Origin of the sequence: Roseofilum sp. Guam (genome assembly GCF_017746735.1) — a bacterium.
GTDB lineage: Bacteria > Cyanobacteriota > Cyanobacteriia > Cyanobacteriales > Desertifilaceae > Roseofilum > Roseofilum reptotaenium.
This window is the reverse complement of record NZ_JAGHZN010000002.1, coordinates 50,316-70,142: the sequence shown is the minus strand read 5'-3', so window position 1 is coordinate 70,142 and position 19,827 is coordinate 50,316. Positions and strand designations below refer to the sequence as shown.

At 45.1% G+C, this 19,827-nt stretch carries 28 protein-coding genes and 1 pseudogene; 7 read left to right on the top strand and 22 right to left on the bottom strand.

The genetic code is table 11. The features are described 5' to 3' along the window. Positions 1–62 precede the first annotated feature (62 nt). The 6 genes from J7529_RS00945 to J7529_RS00920 all read right to left on the bottom strand — a co-directional run bounded on the left by J7529_RS00945 (position 63) and on the right by J7529_RS00920 (position 4,410). On the bottom strand, positions 63–1,502 hold the full coding sequence (locus J7529_RS00945) for a cation:proton antiporter (RefSeq protein WP_318727440.1): 1,440 nt from the start codon (positions 1,500–1,502) through the stop codon (positions 63–65). A gap of 132 nt (positions 1,503–1,634) precedes the next feature. Then, positions 1,635–1,913, bottom strand: a complete 279-nt coding sequence (locus tag J7529_RS00940; RefSeq protein ID WP_271939526.1) for a monovalent cation/H(+) antiporter subunit G — start codon at positions 1,911–1,913, stop codon at positions 1,635–1,637. Beyond that, positions 1,910–2,161, bottom strand: coding sequence for a hypothetical protein (locus tag J7529_RS00935; protein WP_271939528.1), 252 nt, complete (start codon positions 2,159–2,161; stop codon positions 1,910–1,912). The genes J7529_RS00940 and J7529_RS00935 overlap by 4 nt, the downstream gene beginning before the upstream one ends. 70 nt (positions 2,162–2,231) lie before the next feature. Then, entirely contained in the window at positions 2,232–2,642 is a 411-nt protein-coding gene (locus J7529_RS00930) for a Na+/H+ antiporter subunit E (protein WP_271939531.1), read from the bottom strand. After that, a complete protein-coding gene (locus J7529_RS00925; RefSeq protein WP_318727439.1) occupies positions 2,639–4,078 on the bottom strand; it encodes a cation:proton antiporter in 1,440 nt (479 codons plus the stop codon). The genes J7529_RS00930 and J7529_RS00925 overlap by 4 nt, the downstream gene beginning before the upstream one ends. Next, complete coding sequence (locus J7529_RS00920) at positions 4,075–4,410, bottom strand: cation:proton antiporter subunit C (protein WP_271939536.1); 336 nt, start codon at positions 4,408–4,410, stop codon at positions 4,075–4,077. Before J7529_RS00920 ends, J7529_RS00925 begins: the two co-directional genes overlap by 4 nt. A gap of 250 nt (positions 4,411–4,660) precedes the next feature. Between J7529_RS00920 and menA the strand changes: the two genes are divergently transcribed. After that, complete coding sequence (menA, locus tag J7529_RS00915; RefSeq protein ID WP_318727438.1) at positions 4,661–5,560, top strand: 2-carboxy-1,4-naphthoquinone phytyltransferase; 900 nt, start codon at positions 4,661–4,663, stop codon at positions 5,558–5,560. A 155-nt stretch (positions 5,561–5,715) separates the two neighbouring features. Here the strand turns inward: menA and J7529_RS00910 are convergent, their stop codons facing one another. From J7529_RS00910 to J7529_RS00885, 6 genes are all read right to left on the bottom strand, one after another. Continuing rightward, positions 5,716–6,381: a GNAT family protein gene (locus tag J7529_RS00910; RefSeq protein WP_318727437.1), complete on the bottom strand. Its 666-nt coding sequence runs from the start codon at positions 6,379–6,381 to the stop codon at positions 5,716–5,718. A gap of 15 nt (positions 6,382–6,396) precedes the next feature. Beyond that, entirely contained in the window at positions 6,397–6,537 is a 141-nt protein-coding gene (locus J7529_RS00905; protein ID WP_318727436.1) for a hypothetical protein, read from the bottom strand. A 16-nt stretch (positions 6,538–6,553) separates the two neighbouring features. Next, positions 6,554–7,528 (bottom strand): glutathione synthase, encoded by a 975-nt coding sequence (gene gshB, locus J7529_RS00900; protein ID WP_318727435.1) that lies wholly within the window; start codon positions 7,526–7,528, stop codon positions 6,554–6,556. A gap of 28 nt (positions 7,529–7,556) precedes the next feature. After that, positions 7,557–8,285, bottom strand: coding sequence for a glycerol-3-phosphate 1-O-acyltransferase PlsY (gene plsY / locus J7529_RS00895; RefSeq protein WP_413038789.1), 729 nt, complete (start codon positions 8,283–8,285; stop codon positions 7,557–7,559). An 83-nt stretch (positions 8,286–8,368) separates the two neighbouring features. Next, the gene (locus tag J7529_RS00890) at positions 8,369–9,682 is read right to left on the bottom strand and encodes a DUF3086 domain-containing protein (RefSeq protein WP_318727433.1); all 1,314 of its coding nucleotides are present in this window, start codon (positions 9,680–9,682) and stop codon (positions 8,369–8,371) included. A gap of 25 nt (positions 9,683–9,707) precedes the next feature. Further along, complete coding sequence (locus tag J7529_RS00885; RefSeq protein ID WP_318727432.1) at positions 9,708–10,112, bottom strand: DUF3119 family protein; 405 nt, start codon at positions 10,110–10,112, stop codon at positions 9,708–9,710. A 134-nt stretch (positions 10,113–10,246) separates the two neighbouring features. Here J7529_RS00885 and J7529_RS00880 point away from each other — a divergent pair, with 134 nt between their 5' ends. After that, a complete protein-coding gene (locus tag J7529_RS00880) occupies positions 10,247–10,801 on the top strand; it encodes a Uma2 family endonuclease (protein ID WP_318727431.1) in 555 nt (184 codons plus the stop codon). Positions 10,802–10,932: 131 nt separating this feature from the next. On the opposite strand, the gene J7529_RS00875 is transcribed toward J7529_RS00880, so the two are convergent. The 5 genes and pseudogenes from J7529_RS00875 to J7529_RS00860 form a co-directional block, all read right to left on the bottom strand. After that, positions 10,933–11,355, bottom strand: coding sequence for a type II toxin-antitoxin system VapC family toxin (locus J7529_RS00875; RefSeq protein WP_318727430.1), 423 nt, complete (start codon positions 11,353–11,355; stop codon positions 10,933–10,935). Beyond that, a complete protein-coding gene (locus tag J7529_RS00870) occupies positions 11,352–11,579 on the bottom strand; it encodes a hypothetical protein (protein WP_318727429.1) in 228 nt (75 codons plus the stop codon). The genes J7529_RS00875 and J7529_RS00870 overlap by 4 nt, the downstream gene beginning before the upstream one ends. A 53-nt stretch (positions 11,580–11,632) precedes the next feature. Next, positions 11,633–11,755: a hypothetical protein gene (locus J7529_RS00865; RefSeq protein ID WP_318727428.1), complete on the bottom strand. Its 123-nt coding sequence runs from the start codon at positions 11,753–11,755 to the stop codon at positions 11,633–11,635. Further along, positions 11,756–11,845 (bottom strand): annotated as a pseudogene (locus J7529_RS24590) (signal peptidase I); the annotation flags it as partial. Between the two features lie 19 nt (positions 11,846–11,864). Then, complete coding sequence (locus J7529_RS00860; protein ID WP_318727427.1) at positions 11,865–13,448, bottom strand: hypothetical protein; 1,584 nt, start codon at positions 13,446–13,448, stop codon at positions 11,865–11,867. Positions 13,449–13,532: 84 nt separating this feature from the next. On the opposite strand from J7529_RS00860, the gene J7529_RS00855 reads away from it, so the two are divergent. The 3 genes from J7529_RS00855 to J7529_RS24580 all read left to right on the top strand — a co-directional run bounded on the left by J7529_RS00855 (position 13,533) and on the right by J7529_RS24580 (position 14,479). Continuing rightward, positions 13,533–13,877 (top strand): nucleotidyltransferase family protein, encoded by a 345-nt coding sequence (locus J7529_RS00855; protein ID WP_318727426.1) that lies wholly within the window; start codon positions 13,533–13,535, stop codon positions 13,875–13,877. A gap of 22 nt (positions 13,878–13,899) precedes the next feature. Next, on the top strand, positions 13,900–14,235 hold the full coding sequence (locus tag J7529_RS24585) for a DUF86 domain-containing protein (protein ID WP_413038788.1): 336 nt from the start codon (positions 13,900–13,902) through the stop codon (positions 14,233–14,235). Positions 14,236–14,320: 85 nt separating this feature from the next. Continuing rightward, on the top strand, positions 14,321–14,479 hold the full coding sequence (locus J7529_RS24580) for an AAA family ATPase (protein WP_413038785.1): 159 nt from the start codon (positions 14,321–14,323) through the stop codon (positions 14,477–14,479). Here J7529_RS24580 and J7529_RS00850 read toward each other — a convergent pair. Beyond that, entirely contained in the window at positions 14,462–14,920 is a 459-nt protein-coding gene (locus J7529_RS00850) for a Rieske (2Fe-2S) protein (RefSeq protein ID WP_318727425.1), read from the bottom strand. The two genes, J7529_RS24580 and J7529_RS00850, sit on opposite strands and share 18 nt — an antisense overlap. Before the next feature lie 18 nt (positions 14,921–14,938). Further along, complete coding sequence (locus J7529_RS00845) at positions 14,939–16,624, bottom strand: cytochrome c biogenesis protein (protein WP_318727424.1); 1,686 nt, start codon at positions 16,622–16,624, stop codon at positions 14,939–14,941. A gap of 223 nt (positions 16,625–16,847) precedes the next feature. Between J7529_RS00845 and J7529_RS00840 the strand changes: the two genes are divergently transcribed. Continuing rightward, positions 16,848–17,171 (top strand): nucleotidyltransferase family protein, encoded by a 324-nt coding sequence (locus J7529_RS00840; RefSeq protein WP_318727423.1) that lies wholly within the window; start codon positions 16,848–16,850, stop codon positions 17,169–17,171. Positions 17,172–17,274: 103 nt separating this feature from the next. Further along, positions 17,275–17,520 (top strand): hypothetical protein, encoded by a 246-nt coding sequence (locus J7529_RS00835; protein WP_318727422.1) that lies wholly within the window; start codon positions 17,275–17,277, stop codon positions 17,518–17,520. A 33-nt stretch (positions 17,521–17,553) separates the two neighbouring features. Here the strand turns inward: J7529_RS00835 and J7529_RS00830 are convergent, their stop codons facing one another. From J7529_RS00830 to J7529_RS00820, 3 genes are all read right to left on the bottom strand, one after another. Next, the gene (locus tag J7529_RS00830; protein WP_318727421.1) at positions 17,554–17,892 is read right to left on the bottom strand and encodes a DUF86 domain-containing protein; all 339 of its coding nucleotides are present in this window, start codon (positions 17,890–17,892) and stop codon (positions 17,554–17,556) included. Beyond that, positions 17,864–18,211, bottom strand: coding sequence for a nucleotidyltransferase family protein (locus tag J7529_RS00825; protein ID WP_318727420.1), 348 nt, complete (start codon positions 18,209–18,211; stop codon positions 17,864–17,866). The genes J7529_RS00830 and J7529_RS00825 overlap by 29 nt, the downstream gene beginning before the upstream one ends. 69 nt (positions 18,212–18,280) lie before the next feature. Next, positions 18,281–19,690: a cytochrome c biogenesis protein ResB gene (locus J7529_RS00820; RefSeq protein ID WP_318727419.1), complete on the bottom strand. Its 1,410-nt coding sequence runs from the start codon at positions 19,688–19,690 to the stop codon at positions 18,281–18,283. Positions 19,691–19,827 lie beyond the last annotated feature (137 nt).

Sequence of the window (19,827 nt, the reverse complement as noted above, 5' to 3'; positions counted from 1 at the left end):
GAACAAGAGGCTAAAACATATCCTATCGGTAATAGAGAGATTATGGCACTCCAATACAACAATCATTGCCAAACCATCCAGAATAGAAACAACAACATTAAATTCATCATGCCAATCAGATGGTCAAGCGTTTCGAGTGTCTGAGGGAGTTTAACGGTTGAGTTGCGAAAGATGATGAAGTAGGCAAGCCAACCCAAGGCGATCGTGACGAGGGGTTTGGCTATGTTTGCCAGGGTATAGGTATGATAATTAAAGGCGTTTGCGCCGATGAGTCCACTGATTAAAATGACCACTGCCAACCAGAAACCGATGGATAGCTTTTGAGTGTCCTCTTCTGACCTTTCATGGGGCAAAAACATGAATTGTCCATAGACGGTTGCTGTGCCCACGGCAGCGAAACTCATGCCCAGCATTTGCCAAGGGATCAGGTTTTTCAGGGTTAGGACTTTAGCGCCAAAACCGGCAAGTAGGGGACAACCACAGATAGATAAACTTGCCAAGTTGAGGGCGATCCACAGGGAATTGGCCATGGGTTTTTGTTGCAATTCTTTTAGGTTACGACTGGGTAAGTTACCCCCAATTAGGAATAGGGCAGATTTGGCCAGTCCGTGGGTAAGAGCATATAATCCTCCCACTTCCGGGGCTACAAGGACAAAGCCCAATTGGGAAATTGTACTCAAGGCTAACATGCGTTTGATGTCTTTTTCAAATAGGGCATACCCTACACCTAATAGGGCAGTAGCTACGCCAAAGAAGCGTATGATGGGGTCAATTGCTTCTAAAGTCAGGGCGCAGCGCACTAGGGGAAAGGCTGCAGTTTTGACGACGACTCCTGAGAGGATGGCAGAAACAGGGGTTTCTGATTCTGAGTGTGTCAGGGGTAACCAGAATCCGGGGACAAAGATACCGCCTTTGGCTAGAAGTGCGAGGAAGATCAGGGCAATGGCTTCGGCGGGAGCATTGATTAAACCGGTTAAAGCGAAGGAGTTGTTTGCTTTATAGACGAGGATGGCTCCCACTAAGTACAAGAGCATAACGGTATTACTAAGCAATAGATACCGCAGTCCTATCCAGATGGCGCGATCGCTTCTTGGATAGGAAATCAGCAGAAATGCGGCGATGGTCATCACTTCTATGCCGACATAGATACTCAGCCAGTCAGCACAGACAAAGACTGAGTTGATACTGCCCTGTAAAACCACAAGCTGAGTATAAAAGAAGGCGCTTTTGCTACTCCGCCAACAGTAGAGCAGCACTGCCACACAGACAAAAGCATTAGTTAAGATAAAGAAGGCACTCTGTTCATCGGCGATCAGGGTAACTCCGAAATTATCGAGCAATTCCAGGACAATGGGTTCGGGTTGCTGAAATACGAAGGTCGCATAGGCAAACGAGACTAGGGTCGTCCCAAAGGCCAGAAACCAATCGAGCCTTGGTAGGAGATAAATTCCTAAGCCAACAATCAAAGGGAGGAGAAGCCAAGCGATTGTGAGGATGGTCATGGTGTGAGTTTTTCCCAATCTCCTTGGTTTCTAATAATGTCACCGGTACGGATACATTACAACGTTACGTATAATACCTTATCTGCCAGGGTGGAAAATAACCATAAAAGGCAAGAGGGCCATGATTAAATATCACTCGTCATCATTCCCCCCACTAGAACAATAGGCTAAGACATATCCCAAAACGGTATTCCAAATGGCGAGAGAAATAATACCCAATACCAGTAAGGGCCATTCTCTGGGAATTTGCAGGAGTAAACCAATAATCATACTCATGGAACCGAGGGTATCAGCGACAGAGAGACTATGGAGTTTAAAGAGAACGGAGCGATCGCCAATTAAAGGAAAGGTTCCCCAAAACCAGAACACGATCCCCACTCCCATACAGATATAACTCAAGGTTGTAATCATCCCTCCCCCACTCGTTTAATTACATGAGCTAACAACATTAATGCTGCATTCCCTACACTTAAGATAATGATGCCAACCACACCCAGCATTAAATCATCGCGTAACACCGAGACAATTAAAATCATCATTGAAGTTTTGGTCGCAATGCTGGCAAAGGCCAACATTTTCTGCCAAATATCACTATCTTGACAAGCCTCATACATGGGAATTAATAGCGCAAAAATCATCAAAACCAAAATTACAGTCATCTTTTAAAAGTCTCCATCCCCATATCTCTAAGTCTCCCGATCTCCGTGTCTGTGCTTCCTTCGACTCCGCTCAGGGAGCGTTTGTCTCTGTGCGTCCCCGCCTTCTTCGTCTCACCCAATGAACTTCATACGACCCCCTAGCGTGATACTTCACCACGATGGTTTTGGGGGTAAAGGTAATTACGAAAATATCTAAAAAGATCAATCCGGGAGTCCGGTTGGGTTTAACTTGCTCCAGGGTGGTTTCTTCTTCCTGATGGGGACGAACCATCAACTCGATCGCTTCTATATAAGCTTGAGGAATGGCGACTGCAATCTCCCAAAGAGCGTGTAACCAATCTTTGAGGACTGCTGGAGCAGTAACCGATCTCGGTAGGAGAAAGGCTACGGCTACGCCAATAACAATATTGGCTAGGCTCAGATCGGAGGTGAGTAAAAACCAGATGGTCAATCGTAGTATCAGATCCAGATATCCAATCATGCCCACACCATCCAGAACAGCAGCAACAACATTAAACTCATCATCCCCATCAGATGATCGAACTGTTCCAGCATTCGGGGCAGTTTGACCGTTGCGTTGCGGAAGATGAGAAAGTAGGCGACCCAACCGAGGGCGATCGTCACCAGAGGTTTAACAATATTGGCTAGGGTATAGGCTTGATAATAGACTACGTTGGCTCCCACCAGTCCTCCAATCAAGACTACGACAGCTAACCAAAAGCCAATCGATTGCTTTTTATCCCCTTCTTTTGCCGCTTCATGGGGTAGAAAGATGAGTTTGGCAAAGGAAATAGAAGTTCCCAAGGCAGCAATATTCATGCCAATGACTTGCCAAGGCATTAGGGTTTTCATCGTCAGGACTTTCGCACCAAAACCAGCAAGTAGGGGAAAACCGGAGATGGAAAAACTGGCCAAGGTTAGGGCAATCCACATACGATTGGGAATGGGTTTATGTTTCAATTCTTTTAGGTTACGACTTGGTAAATTCCCTCCGATTAGGAAAAGGGCCGATTTCACCAATCCGTGGGTGAGGGCATAGAATCCTCCGACTTCCGGGGCTGCGAGGATAAAGCCTAATTGGGAAATGGTGTGAAAAGCTAACATCCGTTTGATGTCTTTTTCAAACACGGCATAGCCGACTCCCAATACGGCAGTGCCCACGCCAAAGAAGCGTACGATGGGTTCAATGTCGTCTAACATTAGGGCACAGCGTACGAGGGGAAAAACGCCAGCTTTCACCACGACCCCTGAGAGCATGGCAGAAACGGGGGTTTCGGATTCCGAGTGCGTCAGGGGTAACCAGAGTCCGGAGATAAAAATCCCCCCTTTGGCAAGCAGTCCGAGGAAAATTAAGGCAATGGCTTCGGTGGGAGCATTGGTTAGGCCAATGAACGCAAAAGAGTTGTTGGCTTGATAAACTAGGATTGCGCCCACAAGATAGAAGAGCATAGCCACATTGCTAACAAATAGATAGCGTAGCCCTACCCAGATGGAGCGATCGCTTCTCGGATAAGTAATCAGCAGAAACGAGGCGATGCTAATAACTTCTAAGGCAACATATAAAGTAATCCAGTCTGCACAGATGAAGGCTGAATTTACACTACCCTGTAAGATAATGAGCTGAGTATAGAAAAAGTAACTTTTGTTGCTTCTCCAACCGTAAAGCAACACTGCCATACAGACCAAAGCATTGGTTAAAACAAAGAAGCCAGTCTGGTGATCGGCGATCAGGGTCACCCCGAAACTATCCAGGAGTTCCAGGGGAATGGGTTCAGGTTGCCGAAATACAAATGTGGCATAGGCAAGGGAGACTAGAGTTACCCCAAAGGCTAGAACCCAATCAAGCCTCGGTAGGAGGTAAATCCCTAATCCAACAATAAAGGGAAGTGCAAGCCAGGCGATAGTTAAAAAGGTCATGGTGTATAGTTTTTCTCGATCGCCTTAGTTTCTAATGTGGGGTTATCTTTTGCCAGCTTCATCACTCCCACAAGCATTAGCGCTTGAATCGAAAAGCCAATCACAATCGCCGTTAAAATCACTGCTTGTGGCACAGGATCGGCATATTCAACAGTTTTGGTGGGATCGAGAATGGGGGTAAACAGCCCTTCTCGTGAGGCAATGAAGATATAATAGGCGATCACTCCGGTACTCATCACGTCCATAGAGATGATCTTCATGACAAGGTTCTTTTTCAGGATAATTCCGAAAAATCCGAATAATAGGGTGATTAGGATGCAGGCTTGTAACATCGACAGGGCTTAGGGGGTCAGGGGAATGGGCTATGCTCTGGAAAGCTTTTTAATAAGAATACACAATTTCCGGTCGTTGAGAACCATTAGGGACTTAAGTTATTCGTAAGGAAAACCATTGGTTATCATTGATGTACCGATCGCCTCAGCTTACACTAGAGGCAATATGATCGCTGTACCGATTACCAGGACAAAACCCTTTTAAGGTAAACTCTATAAACTAATTACTTCTCAATATTGAAGCTTTTCCATGACTACGCCCACCCTTCCTATTTCGCGAAAAAAGCTATGGTTAGCCGCCATTAAGCCACCCATGTATAGTGTTGCGGTCATTCCCATTGGAGTAGGCAGTGCCGTTGCTTTTGCGGAAACAGAAAGCTTCAATTGGGCAATTTTTAGCACTTTCATTACGGCAGCTATCCTCATTATAGCCTGGCTGAATTTAACTAATGATGTATTTGACTCTGAAACGGGAATCGACGTTAATAAACACCATTCTGTTGTTAATTTAACTGGCAATAAAACCTTAGTTTTTTGGATTGCCAATGGACTCTTAGCGATCGCTGCTCTAGAATTGATCTTGATTGCCTGGTGGCAACATAGTCCGATGATTCTAGAACTGATTGCCTTAGCAGTTTTTCTGGGCTATACCTATCAAGGTCCACCCTTTCGTTTGGGTTATTTAGGTTTAGGAGAAATCATCTGTTTCATTACGTTTGGTCCCTTAGCTGTTTCTGCTGCATACTACTCCCAAAACCCCACTTGGTCAACTACTAGCCTGAAGGCATCCATTATTATTGGCCTTACCACCAGTATTATTTTACTGTGCTCCCATTTCCATCAAGTGGAAGATGATATCGCCGCTGGAAAACGCTCTCCCATTGTCCGTATTGGCACAACAAAAGGCGCTCAACTGCTTTTGACTGCTTGTGTAGCTGTTTTTGCGGCGATCACCCTTTTCACTATTGAAGGCTATTTCCCCCAATGGACAGCCTTAAGTTTCCTCAGTATCCCTGTTGCGGTGCAACTATGCTACCATGTTCTGATGTATCATGACCAACCGGAACAAGTAAAAAACTGTAAGTTTATCGCCGTTAACTTTCACTTTATTAGTGGATTTTTATTGGGTTTAGGATTTATTTTAGGATAGGTTATATAGCAGTTTTTCCTAAGCAATAAAGACGCTAGAAATGGACAAAAGCTTTGATTGAGCATAAGCCATCGTTTGATATAGCTTTTAAACAATATTTAGTTAAGTATAATACGTTTTTATTGAGCGTTAGACTGGCGCAATCTACTGTTTCATCAGGAGGTTGGTGGCTTTTCATCCAGCCCGAAATCCCTAGGGAATGCTACATAAATTACATGATCGACCCATTGATCGTTTTCGTAATAAAAGCCATAACGAATACACTCCTTCTGCAAGCCAATACTTTCAACGAGTGCAATCGAAGGATAATTATCAAGATTGATAGCGGCCTCGATACGATGATACCCAAGCTGCTCAAACCCAGCAATAACGGCGGCTCTTACAGATTCTTTCCCAAATCCTTGTCCCCAGTGTTGATTATGGATACTGTAGCCCAAGTTAGCCCACTGTTTTTCCTCTCGTTGAATAGTAGATAAGTCAAGGTTACCCAGATGTTGATTCGTTTGCCGACAAAATACGCCCCAAATATATGCGTAATCATTGAAAGCTTGTTCCTGATGGCTATTACATATATCGGCAAAACGGTTAGCTTCATAGTCATCTAAATTAATCTGTCCTTCGTCATATGGGTACTGCTGAGGCAGTCGTTCTGATAACGCAACATACCAAGATTGATAGTCCTTAGGTTTTTGAGGACGTAGGATAAGGCGTTTAGTCTGGATCGTCAGATCCCAAGCTATTTCATTCATCACAAAAATTTTCGTTTGCCAAATTGATTCCAGCTTGAATATAAATCCCGGTAAAATGGACTCTCCAGACACCCAACCTGGAAACTCTCACACTTCAATCTCTTGATTCAGACAATAAACTGCCACTTTCCGCGATGAAGGAATAATAAGCCAGGCTAAACGAGTACCATTGTCTAGATATTCTTGCATTTTCTGTTGCGTCACTTTTAAAATTTGGGTAATCGACAAACTGTTGTTTTAATCGTTATAAACTAAACTTCACATAATCGCTTAACCAAGCAATCACTTCTTCTCCTAAGCGCACGTCATTTAAGCGGTCAATTTCGCGAATACCGGTGGGACTGGTGACATTAATTTCCGTCAAATAGCCACCAATGACATCTAAGCCAACAAAATAGAGGGCATTTTTCTGTAAAATTGGGGCTAATTGGGAACAAATCTCTTGTTCTCGGTCGGTGATTTCTGTTTTTTCTACATCTCCACCAACGGCCATATTGTTGCGGAATTCTTCAGTTCTGGACACCCGATTGACTGCACCAATTGGCTCTCCATTGAGGAGAATAATTCGTTTATCTCCGTCCTTGGCTGCGGGTAAAAATTGCTGTACCATCACCGGTAATGTCCCGTTTTGGGTACTGAGTTCAATGAGGGAGTTGAAATTGCGATCGCCAGGCTCCAATATCAGAATTCCCTCCCCCGCTTTGCCTCCCAGGGGTTTCATGATTGCTTTTCCGTGAGTTTGGACAAACTCGCGAATGGTGGTTTTATCTGCTGTTACCTGGGTTTCGGGGATCAATTGGGGAAACTGGAGCGCATACATTTTTTCATTGGCATTGCGCAAGGCTTTGGGATTATTCAACACCAGAGTTTTTTGCGGGTCAACATAATCTAAAATATAGGTGGCATATAAATAGGAAATCGTCACCGGTGGATCGGTGCGCATAAACACCGCATCCATCTCTTCTAGGGGGCGAATAACTGGGTTTTCGACTTGAAACCAGGGATGGGTAGCTACCCAATGGTCTTCTTTTAATTCGACTGGGGTTAAGTGAAGCGGAGACAGTTTTGCCCAAGCTTTACCGGATCTGACTTCTAAGTCTTGAGCTTCAGTAATCCAAACCTGATGGCCTAGTTTTTGAGCGGCTTCCATCATCGCCACACTGGTATCATGGCAAGGATCGAGGCGGTGAATGGGGTCGATAATAAAGGCAAAATCCATGGTTTTCAATTAATCATTAAAAATGGGGTTAGTTGGAGGGTTCGGAGACTTTGGGGTTAATTTGGGAGTCACTGAGCGGAGCCGAAGTGCCAATTTTGGGTTCGGTTCCGGCTAGGAGGCGTTCGATATTGCTGCGGTGTCGCCAAATGACGTATAAGCCGCCGATAATGCCAAAGATCTCGTAGGCTAGGGGTTGATGGAAGGCTGCCATGAGAGCAGAAACGGCGATCGCCGCACTCATCGAGCCGAGTGATACAATTCGGGTAATGCCGATGACGCTGCCAAATACGGCAAAGGTGAGCAAACCCACCGGCCAATATAAAGCTAACAATACCCCTAAACTGGTGGCGGCCGATTTTCCTCCTTTATTCAAGGATTTTCCTTCGGGTTGATTCCAAATTAACCAAACCGATAAACTATGGCCAAACAGGGCTAAAAATCCGGCTAACACCACTATCCCATCTTGGAAATGCTCACTGAGCGAAGTCGAAGTGAGCGGAGTCGAAGTGAGCCAACCCCATTGATAGGCAAAGCGCACCAGAAAAATAGCTGCTACTCCTTTAAGAACGTCCACCAATAGCACCGTTAACGCCGCACCTTTGCCTACTGTTCGCAACACATTGGTTGCACCGGTGGAACCCGAACCCGACTCGCGAATATCAATGCCTTTGAGTGCTTTGGTTAACCAATATCCTGTCGGAATAGAACCCAATAAATAAGCCCCAATCAAGACACCAACGGCGATCGCCCCTTGCATACCTTCACCTCTTTCTCGATCTACTTTATCTAACGTTCTCATCCCACTGTTCCCTGAGCGGAGTCGAAGGGAACAGGGAAACCTTACCAATTATCAATCATCGGGGGTGCTTCTGGATTCGGTGCAAACGCCAACCATAGGGGAAACTGCAACATGGACACACTCACCTTATCCTCAGACTCATCAATAATAATGAGAGGTAGTTGCTTCTGTTGGGTAATTCGGTCTGCTTTTACGGCTAAGGGTTCAGGTGCTTCAAACATAGTAATCCCTCTGTCCGAGCTAAAATCCATGCGAGAGATACCCAAACAATCTTGTAAACCCCGTCGCCATTCGCCCAAGCGCTCTGGAGTATTGACTAAAATCAACGGTCTGAGGCGATCGCCATATAAACTATAGACGACTGAAATTACTGCCGAGGATACCAAAATATTTTGTAGGCGAGATCCCATGGTACGCACTGCACCCCGTCCCCCTTGGGTAAAGAACCATTGGGATACCCGTTCTGCATGGATGGGTTCAAACGTGCGCCGCAATTGCCAAGCTGGGCCATAATAATCGGGACGGGTGCGATACTGATCCAATAGATGGCGAATTTGGCGCACTTGATCGCCAAACTTGGATTTGGTAAATTGGGGATTTTCTAATTCTGGGGGGCGTTCTGGTTCTCGACGGGAACGCATGATCGGCACTTCCACTGGAGCGACGGGTTCGCGAGCATCTGCCCCTAACTCTATATTTTCCGCCGCACTGGCCAAATCCTGCAAGCTACCGACCAAATAATCCTTAAAGCCTTGAACGCGGATAGCGAGATCCTGGGAAACACCCGCAAAGCTTGTCCGCATTTCCGCACGGATGCGCTCTGCACGTCTTTCCAGTTTTTCGATCGTAACTTCTAGCTTATGTTTGCGATGTTCTAGCTCACTTAAACCTGCTTGTACCAATTGTCCCATGGCTGATTGCTGGGCTGTCAGTTGCTCTTGCAGGGTTTCGACTTCCTGTCGCAGTTCCTCCACCTGGTTTTGCAGCGCTTGCTCGGTAAACCGTAGATCCTCAATCCGCGCTTGCCATTCATCCACTTCTTCATCCCTGGGAGGTTCCGAGTCTTGTTCCTCCACTCCTTCCTCCCGATCTAGTCCTCCGTCTGTAGCTGCCCTTTCTTCACGGGGTTCGGGATGATCGGGGGTTTTGGTATCAAGCTGAAGTGGAAGTAAGCTATCTCCCGTTTCACTATTTTGATTTTCTATGGTTTCATCTTCTGTTTTCCGATCGCCATGGTGATCGCCATTTTCCCCCGTCTCTTGAGAGGCTGAGGGTTGAGGAACGTCAGATTCAGGAACGGGAGTTGAAGGGGTTTCGGGGTTGGAGTCCCAAGGATTCAATGGATCGGTATTCATCAGTTATTCATCAGTTCTACAGGTATTAACGAGAACGGGGACAACGTTCTTCCAGACAACGCTTGAAGGTTGAATATTCAAAGATAATGGGCAGAGAATGGATACTGTTAACTTCTTTGAAATAAAACCAGACGGGGAATTTTTCCCAGAGGATTATCCAATTTTGCCATTCTTGGTAAGGAAATTGACGAAACTTTTTACCTGAACGGTAAACCTCAAGAGCCGTTGGGGTAAAGGTGAGCCGGATAGTGGTGGTTTGTATGGTTAAGAATAACCCAAAGAGGGCGATCGCCACACTTAATCCAATTTGCACGGCTGCTAGAGGAATCGCCAATAGCACCAGCACTAAGGGTATCCGGTAACTGGGCTTCAGGGTAACCGTTTCTAGGGTAGTGCTTGAGGTTGAAGATGAAAAGGGAGTTGAGGTCATCACGAAGTTCTAAATCACCTATGGTTGACTATTTTATCGTGCCGTGGCTGGTAATGCCCGATCTCTCCATCTCTCCATCTCCCTATCCCCAGTAAAATTGAATTTAGCCTGAGATTGAGGTTTAGGAGGGAGCGATGTCAGTCTTATTGAAGCGGTTGTTTACGGTGGAAGAGTACCATAGGATGGGCACGACTGGGATTCTGTCTGAAGGCGATCGTACAGAACTAATCCGAGGAGAAATTATTCAAATGTCACCTATTGGCCCAATTCATGCCTCTTATGTCACTCGCCTGACTCAGTTATTTATATTGCAATTCGGCAAACGAGTATTGGTGAGAGTACAAGATCCAGTCATGTTAGATAACACTTCTGAGCCAGAACCAGATTTATGCCTGGCGCATCCCCGTGCTGATTTTTATCAGGGGGGACATCCGCAACCGGAGAATATTTTTTTACTGGTAGAGGTGGCGGATACAACGCTTCGGGGCGATCGCGACATCAAAATTCCCCTGTATGCACAAGCCCAAATTCCGGAAGTTTGGCTGCTGAATATTCCCGAACGGTGTTTAGAAGTCTATCGACAACCGACTCTAGAAGGCTATCAGCAGGTGCAACGCTTAGAAGAAGGAGAAGTTGCGGTGCAATTGTTTCCCGATATCCAGTTTTCAGTTGAGGAAATTCTGGGATAATCCTGAAGCTGGTTATATAGCGCTGCGCGCTAGGGAATAGGGAATGGGGAATAGGGAATAGGTTATGGTAGCCAGGTTTCAGTATTGAACCGGAGTCCTAACCGACTCTTTCTCTGCTATATCAAGTCCGGTTAAAAAGACCAAGGATTAATAATGATAACCCCTGTCCCGGCAAAGTCTTTTTCATTGCGGGTGACAAGTGATAGAGAATTATGAATTGCGATCGCTGCAATCAGAGAATCCATAGCAGGTATAGGTCGCCCATTCTGTTCTAATTGTCCTACTAAGTTTCCCCACAATACCATTGTTGAAAAATCTATACTTAAGATTCTGTTTTGAAAACGACTGGGTAGGCTTTCATTTAGCCATTTCGTTAAAGATTCTTTTCGCTTAGAGGAAGTAATTTTACTGATTCCTTTAGCAATTTCGCCAATGGTAATAGTGCTGATGTAAAGTGTTTCTGGGAATTGGGCATCTAGCCAATCTAGAACCTGTTGATTTGGGTGTTTAGCAACAAGTTCAGAAATCAGGCAAGTATCAAGGAGATAAGTCATAGGGTAAAGGTATCGCGGGGTAGGCTGCGATCGCGGCTAAAGTCCAACTCGTCGCTTAATTCGGTTAGAGGGGATTGGCGGAAAAATGCTGAGAGTTTACTGGGTTCATCTGGGTAGGTTTTATGATTAGGTGCTGTAAGGCTTTGGGCGAGCAGTTGGATAATATACAGTTTATCGTTAAGCGAAAGCTGTAAGAGTTGTTGTTCGAGTTCTGGGATAACCATGATGGGGTTTAAGATGATTGACACGGAGACACTACTTAGCGAGAATATAATTGTTAATTGATCCCTCCCATGCGACTAAACGGATAAAGATGGAAAAACACCACTCCGCGAAATTGATCTTGCTCCACTAAAGACCAGGCTGCCCCTAGGTTATCGTACTCCGGGTTTTCTGCCATCACCGATTTTTCTATGGGCCATCCTACCGGAGTATCGTTAACATATAACTGACCTTGTGGGAACGCAACAAAATCACCTGGTAATGCAATTATTCGCCGAATTGCAAATTCATTCTATGGAGAGCGGTTCCAGAACAGGTTCACTGCCCACAAAATGTTCGCGCAGTTTATCATGCAGAAATCGATATCTTCCTCCCACTTGGTTTAACAGTCGTAGCTCTGCTGCATAGGTGAGAAACCGGCTATAATTCCAGGGAATGACTCCCTTTTGCCACAGCATCACCCGCAAGAGCAAATGTTGAATGCAAGCTGCTCCCCCAAAGTAGAGACTTATAAATGTACTCATTCCTAAACCTCCAATCAGGACATCAGTTAAGTTTATTGATACTCCAGTACCCAAGTAAGAAAAAACAAACATCAGCATCGTTGCGGGGAGCGTAATCGGAAATAAAATCACAGCTTTTTTACCTGATTCTAGAATACCTTGATTGGGTTTTGATCGGTAGACAAAATCAGAACTTATACCCCGAATAATAGCCCAAATCAGCCCTAGAATGGGTGCCCAAATCAGCCCCATACTCTTATATGTAGTTACCCCAGAAATTAACGAGGCTATTAGGATCGACACATCCCAGATCATTCCTGATATTAGTGCTATCATTAAGGAGGAAATAAGATTATTATTTATTTTTTGGCGCGAAAATCTTATTGGATCTTCTAATATAATATATGGACATTCTATAGCACCCATAATCTTACTGATAACCCAAATTAGAGCAAAAGTTAGCCCCCCTATTAGTCCCCCAATTAGAACCCAAAGTAGTCCCCCGGTTAGTCCCTCGATTAGCCCCCCGATTAGCCCCCCGGTTAGTCCCAGAATTAGACCCAAAATTAGCCCCACAATTATTTCATAAACAAAACGTTCTCCCTGGGTGGCGAACAAACTAGGCTGCATGTCTTCAATATAAAAATCGGTCTGGTTCTGCTGCTTCAAACTCCAAGCCAACCAGGTAAGATAATGGCGCGTTTGCTCTGGGGTATATTTCCCTGTGCCCCTGGTTTTTGACTTGGTTAACTGGCGCTGCACATAGGCTTCTAATAAGGCCGCTTGTGTTTCCTCTCCCTCTGTCCCTTGGCTCTCAATTCCCTGTGGATAAGCCACCGGAATTAGATCCAAAAATAGGGCAATTCGCGCTAATTCTAACAGTCCCTCATTCCCTTCAATCTGTTCATTCTCCAACATTTGGAAATAAACGACTTCATTCAACTCCTCCAGGGTCACCTCCCCTTCACGATATTCGTGCTGGCGCAAAGCCAGCAGCAGCAACGCGATCGGCGGAAACAGCACGCCAAACACAAACAGCACCCCGGCCGCATATCCCAGAAATTCCGTTACCTTCTCCGGTAGCGCTATCCATTGCGTCAGCATCCACAGGGAAGCAACCGCAAACCCGGTTATCGATAACCCCGCAACCCACACCCAACGGGTACGCGCATCCTCTTCCGATCGCTCCGACACCGCATTGGCCACAAAAGGCAACACCCCAAACAATACCGCAATCCCAATCACCAACAGCGTGGGAGGATTCCAGTCTTCTAAAACCTGCTCAGAGACTTCATTAATACAAACCCCCAACCCCACATTTGCTGCACCCGTGATGAATGGCAGTGTAATCCGGCTACTCTTGCTCATGGTCTAACCCAGCCCACCAGCTCCTATGGTAAATCAATTAAAAATTAAAAATTAAAAATTAAAAAGTCGCTACAATTAACGATCATGTCTACTTTTGTCTCTAACACTATTCCCCTGCGCCCTGACTTGCACATCGATCGCACTCAACTCAATCAATTGTGCGATCGCTGGAAAATTGTCGAGCTGGCTCTGTTTGGTTCTGTCCTGCGCGATGACTTTCGCCCCGATAGCGACATTGATTTACTCGTTCAATTTTCTGAGATGGCGAAAATTACTTTTTTTGACCTGGATATTATTGAAGCACAACTGAGCCAACTGTTTGGCGATCGCCCCATCGACTTGGTAACCCGCAACGCGATCGAAAACAGCCATAATCCCATCCGCCGCCAAAACATTCTCAGTCATACCTACACTATCTACTGCCAATGAGCCGCGATAAAACTCCGTTTCGCTGCGCGATCGCGAATATCTCCTTGATGCTATCACTGCCTGTACTAAGATCCTGGAATTTAGCCAGGGGTTCGATCGGGTTCAATTTGAAGGCGATCCGAAAACCCAATCCTCTGTACTGTATCAAATCGCTATCCTCGGCGAAATCGTCAATCGTTTATCCCCGGCTTATGTTGCGGCTAACCCAGAAGTCCCCATTGATGCGATCCGAGGAATGAGAAATCGAATTATCGACGAGTACAAAGAGGTGGATCTCAAAATCCTCTGGAATGTAATTGAGACTAGCATACCTGAACTCCGTCAACTCTTGGAAAACAGCCGTTTGCCTGAACCATAAGGGGCATTCCAGTCTTCTAAAACCTGCTCAGAGACTTCATTAATACAAACCCCTGTTCAGTGCCACATCATACAGAAATGATATTATGCTGAAAAGAATTTACGTCAACAATTTTAGATGTCTAGTTAACTTTGAACTCACCGTAGATAGCTTTAGTCCGTTTCTGGGTGCAAATGGTTCTGGGAAAACCGCTGTCTTTGATGTTCTCAGAAAACTAGGGCTATATCTACTGAGCTTTGACTAAAATTAAGTCCCCTTCCTGTTTCACTTCAAACAGGGGTAAGGGTTTTTCCGCAGGAGAAGCTAAAACTGCGCCATCTAAGTCAAATTGGGAACTGTGACAGGGACAGTCAAATACGTTTTCATCAGCCAACAGTTCTACGGTGCAACCTTGATGGGTACACATAGGATTGAGGGCAGTGATGGCTTGGGTTTCTTGATGGCGGAAGATGAGGACGGGCTTGGGAGCGTTGCGTCGGTCTAGAATGGTTCCTTGGGCTTCGAGTTGGGAGATTGTACCGAGGGCTTGAAACCCGTCTTCGCGCATGGAGGTATCAAGTTTAGGGGTATCATTGCCGGAGGGTGTTGGGGGCGTTTCTCCAGACTGACAACTGGAGAGGGTGGGGGGGAGGAGGCTGACGAGTGCGCTAAGGGTCATCCAACTGATAAAGTAACGACGTTCCATAGTAGATGGGGGTTGATTTTAGGACAGGACTGGAGATTGGGATTGGTTTTTGAGCATCTGTTGACGCAGGAATACGACCAATACAAACAGGAGATCTAGGGCAATTAAGCTACCGATAATCAGTTCTGAGCCTCCGGTACTGAACCCGTAGCTGTGTAATCCGGTTCCGAGGACAAAATTCACGCCATACCAGGCCATGAGGATAGCATTAAAGCTGACAACACTGGCGATCGCCATACCAAAGCTCTCTAACCAACCGGCTAATCGACCGTGTAGGGGCACAATGTAGCACATGAGGGCGATTAAGGCCCAGGTTTCTTTGGGGTCCCATCCCCAAAACCGTCCCCAGGAAAAGTGGGCCCAAATGCCACCGAGGATAATGCCGGTGGTAAGGAAAAGTACGCCGACTTGGAGGATGGAATAGTTCCAGCGCGAGAGGCGGTTGATAAAGTCTTTGGCTGTGGGCTTGAATAGGTAAGCGCCCAGGAGCAAATGACCAAAACCAAAGGCAAGGGCAAAACTGGCGTAACCAAGGGTAATGGTAGGCACATGGACACTGAGCCAAAAGTTATCGCGCAGGACGGGAACGAGGGGTTTAATGCTGGGATCGAGGACAGCCGGGAGGCGATCGCCCAATACCAAACACAAGACAGACAAGGGTGCAGCCGCTAACAGGTAATATTTCGCACGATGCAGGAATTCAAAGGTAACGGCGATCGCCGCTATTCCCAAACTCACCCAAATCACTGACTCATACATATTCGTCACTGGGGGGCGTTCTGCAATTTGCATCCGCTCCCAAAACCCATATCCATGCACCGCTAACCCACTGCAAAATAACCCTAATGCTACCCAATAAGCTTGTAACTTTTCCCATGCCAAGGTAAGCAACATCACCAGAAATCCTAAACCGTATAAAATCCAGGCTTGGGTAAACCAATGCAGTCCATAAAAACGAACTTCCCGCGTTAGTTTTTCCCCAGAAGGATAGACTTGGGGACTTAATGTTATCAGTTGCGATTTCAAAGTTGCAACCTGGGCATTTAAATCCGAAGTTAAATCCATTTGTACTGCTTGTTTAATTTCGCCATAGGTTGTTTGCAAGGTCTCGACTTGTTCCGGCGAATAATATTCAGAAGCCTGAGTAATTCCCAACCATTTGCCTTTCGGATCGCTCGGATGGGGAACAACCGGTAACTGGGTACTGCTAACCGTCTCTAACATTAACGCTAAACGGTCTTCTAAAGTTAGCGCTTCCCGTTGATCTCGCGTCAAATCTAGATTCTGCGCTTGATCTTCATGGGCTTGCAAAACAAACGAACCCAAGGGAGAAGAAACCAATTCCACAAAGGAAAAATATTTCTTTTCTGGATTGAATCCCAGTTGTGTTTTCAAAGGGCGATAACTCAACAGAATAAATGGTTCTTCGTTCCAGTCTCGGTTATTGAATAATAGGGAAAGATAAGTATTGAGATAATCTAGCTTTTCTCCCGTTAAGGGTTCATAGTGCAAACTTCCATGAATTTGAGTAACCGTTTCTCTAGCAACCGTATCCAGAGGCTTTTTGCGTCCATCCAGTTGCACCGCCAAAGTTTTCAGAGAATCATAACTCGTTTCTGGACTAGAGATTATCCCTTTCCATGCGGGAAAGAAGCACAAGAGAAGACCTAATGTTAAACCAATGAGAAATTTAATTGGATTCATACTATGTATAGGCTACAGACTGGTGATGTAGGAAGCCCTGAGACATTCCTGACTCCTTAGTGGTAACTGTCTGGGGTGAATTGTTCTGCTCACTGGTAACATCTAGCTATTACCCTATACTTCTCAGTCCACGATGTTAGCCTTTATGTGATAAAGTAGGAGTCGAAATAAAAATTCACCTATAATTGAGCATAAAAATCAAGATAATCTCTATAATTCATCCATGATCGGTATCCATAAAACTCCAGCTCTCACTGCTGACACTATCTTTGAATCTCTCCGGGAAATCTTCCCTCAAATTCAAAAGCAATACCAAATCAGTACGCTAGGAATTTTTGGTTCGTATGTCCGAGGTGAAGCAACTGAAGCCAGCGATATTGATTTACTGATTGAATTCCAACTAGACATTCGTTGTGGTCTAATTGCTTACTGTCAACTTGAAAATTACCTGAGTGAAAAACTGGGTAAAAAAGTCGATCTGGTTACTAAAGATGGTTTAAAACCCGATATCGGGGAAAATATTCTCAAGGAAGTGGTTTACCTATGAACCGTACCATCAAAGATTACTTAAGGGATATCCTAGAAGCAATCAATGCTGCCGAAAAATTTGTTATAGGTTTTGATATAGAGTATTAGTCTGGAAATTAGATATGACCGTTACAAACTTGTTGCCACAACTGCATCATTTATCTAGGCAGGATAAATTAAAGATGATTAAGTTTTTGCTTCAGGATTTACATGAGTTAGGGAGCAGGGAGGATGATACAGTTTTGTTGTCAGATCGCGATCGCTTGTTGTTAACTCAGGTTGTTGGAAATTGGACAGAAACAGATGAGGCTGAGTTTTTAGAAAAGACGAAGGCTTTTAGGGAGGTTGACGAAAGCTTGTGGAATTAAAGCCAATTTTATTATATCCCAATGCTTATCTTTTTAAATTTCCTCTGACAAGAGAGGTTTGATTTTTTCAATCATATCGGGAATATCCGTTTGGGTGACTTCCCAAATAATATCAATATCAACTTGTCGATAATCATGGACTAACTTGTCCCTCATCCCTGCGATTTGCTTCCATGGGATAGTGGAATGTTGAGTCCGGAATTCTGGAGAGAGTTTCTTCGTTGCTTCTCCGATAATCGACAGAGCATAGAGTATAGCCAACTGAGTCTTACTGTCTTGAGCAAAACTCAATTCATCCAAGGATTCAACAAATTGAATAATCTGATTAGCAAAGCGATAAATATCATGAAGATATGAGAGATCGCGCTCCATGCAACACCTGATAATTTCCTAAAATAGCACGACGACGAATGGAGTTATAATCCTTCTCAACAGCAGACTTTTGTACCAGATCGACTTTGCGGTGAAGTAGGGATTCTAGGTCTTGTTCCATGCCAATAAACTGTAAAAGGCTAACTTTCGCTTTTGGCGCAAAGGTAACGAGTATATCAACATCACTATTGGGTTGAAAATCATCCCGCAAAATCGAGCCAAACAAAGCTAATTCAATAATCTGGTTATTTTGGCAAAACTCTAGGAGTTGATTAGCAGTAATGCCCAGTCGTTGGTAGAGTAGATCGATATTCATCATACAACCCAAGAGTAACAGTAGATAGAGTAACGGTGTAGGTAGAACAGAAACAAATACAATAAAAGTTGCTTAATTTTCTCCTAAATTAACGACGGGTGAGGGATAACGGGTGAGTGTTTTGTGAATAGCCTTACCATAGAACATTGTACCAATGCCGGCAACGACAAGGGCAGAACCTGTCCAGGTGAGCAGAGTTATCCACAGGGGTTCTCGTTTGACTTGTAGGGTAGATTGGCGTAAATCTCCAGGATTCCAGGAGGCTTGGGCGATTTTCCATCCCTGATACCAAGTGGGGTGGTTCATCCAAACGGTGCGATCGCTGCTAATATGCTGATGAGGGTCTTGAATTTGGATTTTGCTTGTCCACATGGCGACGCTATCAGAACCTTCATTGCGCTCTACAATAAAGTCTTGCAACGCCACTTGAAAGGGAAGCGAAAAAAGTTTAGGCGTAAATGCTGCTAAAATTTCCCCATCGGGTACAGGAATAGTGGTAGGTTCTCCCCAAGGTAGCCAGGTTTGGGTTCCTGTTTCTGTTTTGACTAGGATAGCGGGAGTGCCTTGCACGGTGCGATCGCCAACCGGTACAATTTGACGGTCAATCTCAGCATGGGTTAGCTGCTCTTCTAGGGTAATCTCAAAGTCTGCCCAACCCAGTGCAATCGGTTCATTCAGTTTTAGAATACCGGATTGGAAGCCTTGAGAGGAATGGGTAGCATAATAAAGTTTACCGGATGAAGTGGCGATCGCCTGAAAATAATTCCCCTCTGAAGTATCAGCCAGTGTCGCAACCTTCTCTTGCGCTGCTTCCTCACTCTCCACAACCGTCAGCACCAACTCAGCCGGCCCCAAACTTACCCTACGATAAGGTAGGGGTGCAAACCCTAACCATTGTTCCACCTCTTGTGACATTCGCGCACTGGTTAACCGCACCTTCAAAGCCACGTTATCCGTGGCTCCTCCCTCCTTAAAGCGAACGGTTTTCACCGTATTTTCCGAATAACCTAACAAAGAAAGTCCCAGAACTGAAGAAGGAGAAATAGAGCCATCAGGACGGATAAAAATATCCCGTTGTTCAGTTTCGCCTTCAGGAGTCATCACTTCTAATAAATCTCCCTCAACCCGAATCTGATTATTGCCCGCTAGATCTTCTCTTAACGGTAGCATTCCCTCCAAACTCAAGTGAATAACTCCCGCCGAGCCTACAATAATCAAAACCAGTCCAATATGAGTTAAAGCAAATCCCGCTTTACGAAAGCCTCGCCAAGGATAGCGCGTGAGTGCCGAAATGAATAAATTGACTGCCAGCAGGAACATCAAGATCCCAAACCAAGGACTTTTATAAATCAGATGTTGTACCACAGTCGAGCCAACTTGAGACTCATAAATTGTCGCTCCGATTAAAATAGCAACAATACTAGCCAGAAGGGGAACAGCAAACTGGATCGAGCCAAAGAACCGGATCAAAGGCGTATTCATCTTAACAGTTTCAAGAATGATCAAAGGGTTTTCTTATTGTCTACCTTACTGGTTTGAGAAGATCCGGTTGTATTCAGGATGACAGAAGTAGCAAAAACGGGCAATTAAGCGATAAGCTAGAAGTTAAGTTTTGTCAT

What these genes read in the sequence shown, in the direction of transcription:
- J7529_RS00945 (WP_318727440.1), bottom strand. Translation starts at nt 1,502, where the DNA reads ATGACCATCCTCACAATCGCTTGGCTTCTCCTCCCTTTGATTGTTGGC.
- J7529_RS00940 (WP_271939526.1), bottom strand. Translation starts at nt 1,913, where the DNA reads ATGATTACAACCTTGAGTTATATCTGTATGGGAGTGGGGATCGTGTTC.
- J7529_RS00935 (WP_271939528.1), bottom strand. Translation starts at nt 2,161, where the DNA reads ATGACTGTAATTTTGGTTTTGATGATTTTTGCGCTATTAATTCCCATG.
- J7529_RS00930 (WP_271939531.1), bottom strand. Translation starts at nt 2,642, where the DNA reads ATGATTGGATATCTGGATCTGATACTACGATTGACCATCTGGTTTTTA.
- J7529_RS00925 (WP_318727439.1), bottom strand. Translation starts at nt 4,078, where the DNA reads ATGACCTTTTTAACTATCGCCTGGCTTGCACTTCCCTTTATTGTTGGA.
- J7529_RS00920 (WP_271939536.1), bottom strand. Translation starts at nt 4,410, where the DNA reads ATGTTACAAGCCTGCATCCTAATCACCCTATTATTCGGATTTTTCGGA.
- menA (WP_318727438.1), top strand. Translation starts at nt 4,661, where the DNA reads ATGACTACGCCCACCCTTCCTATTTCGCGAAAAAAGCTATGGTTAGCC.
- gshB (WP_318727435.1), bottom strand. Translation starts at nt 7,528, where the DNA reads ATGGATTTTGCCTTTATTATCGACCCCATTCACCGCCTCGATCCTTGC.
- plsY (WP_413038789.1), bottom strand. Translation starts at nt 8,285, where the DNA reads ATGCAAGGGGCGATCGCCGTTGGTGTCTTGATTGGGGCTTATTTATTG.
- J7529_RS00890 (WP_318727433.1), bottom strand. Translation starts at nt 9,682, where the DNA reads ATGAATACCGATCCATTGAATCCTTGGGACTCCAACCCCGAAACCCCT.
- J7529_RS00885 (WP_318727432.1), bottom strand. Translation starts at nt 10,112, where the DNA reads ATGACCTCAACTCCCTTTTCATCTTCAACCTCAAGCACTACCCTAGAA.
- J7529_RS00880 (WP_318727431.1), top strand. Translation starts at nt 10,247, where the DNA reads ATGTCAGTCTTATTGAAGCGGTTGTTTACGGTGGAAGAGTACCATAGG.
- J7529_RS00875 (WP_318727430.1), bottom strand. Translation starts at nt 11,355, where the DNA reads ATGACTTATCTCCTTGATACTTGCCTGATTTCTGAACTTGTTGCTAAA.
- J7529_RS00870 (WP_318727429.1), bottom strand. Translation starts at nt 11,579, where the DNA reads ATGGTTATCCCAGAACTCGAACAACAACTCTTACAGCTTTCGCTTAAC.
- J7529_RS00865 (WP_318727428.1), bottom strand. Translation starts at nt 11,755, where the DNA reads ATGGCAGAAAACCCGGAGTACGATAACCTAGGGGCAGCCTGGTCTTTA.
- J7529_RS00860 (WP_318727427.1), bottom strand. Translation starts at nt 13,448, where the DNA reads ATGAGCAAGAGTAGCCGGATTACACTGCCATTCATCACGGGTGCAGCA.
- J7529_RS00855 (WP_318727426.1), top strand. Translation starts at nt 13,533, where the DNA reads ATGTCTACTTTTGTCTCTAACACTATTCCCCTGCGCCCTGACTTGCAC.
- J7529_RS24580 (WP_413038785.1), top strand. Translation starts at nt 14,321, where the DNA reads ATGCTGAAAAGAATTTACGTCAACAATTTTAGATGTCTAGTTAACTTT.
- J7529_RS00850 (WP_318727425.1), bottom strand. Translation starts at nt 14,920, where the DNA reads ATGGAACGTCGTTACTTTATCAGTTGGATGACCCTTAGCGCACTCGTC.
- J7529_RS00845 (WP_318727424.1), bottom strand. Translation starts at nt 16,624, where the DNA reads ATGAATCCAATTAAATTTCTCATTGGTTTAACATTAGGTCTTCTCTTG.
- J7529_RS00840 (WP_318727423.1), top strand. Translation starts at nt 16,848, where the DNA reads ATGATCGGTATCCATAAAACTCCAGCTCTCACTGCTGACACTATCTTT.
- J7529_RS00835 (WP_318727422.1), top strand. Translation starts at nt 17,275, where the DNA reads ATGACCGTTACAAACTTGTTGCCACAACTGCATCATTTATCTAGGCAG.
- J7529_RS00830 (WP_318727421.1), bottom strand. Translation starts at nt 17,892, where the DNA reads ATGGAGCGCGATCTCTCATATCTTCATGATATTTATCGCTTTGCTAAT.
- J7529_RS00825 (WP_318727420.1), bottom strand. Translation starts at nt 18,211, where the DNA reads ATGATGAATATCGATCTACTCTACCAACGACTGGGCATTACTGCTAAT.
- J7529_RS00820 (WP_318727419.1), bottom strand. Translation starts at nt 19,690, where the DNA reads ATGAATACGCCTTTGATCCGGTTCTTTGGCTCGATCCAGTTTGCTGTT.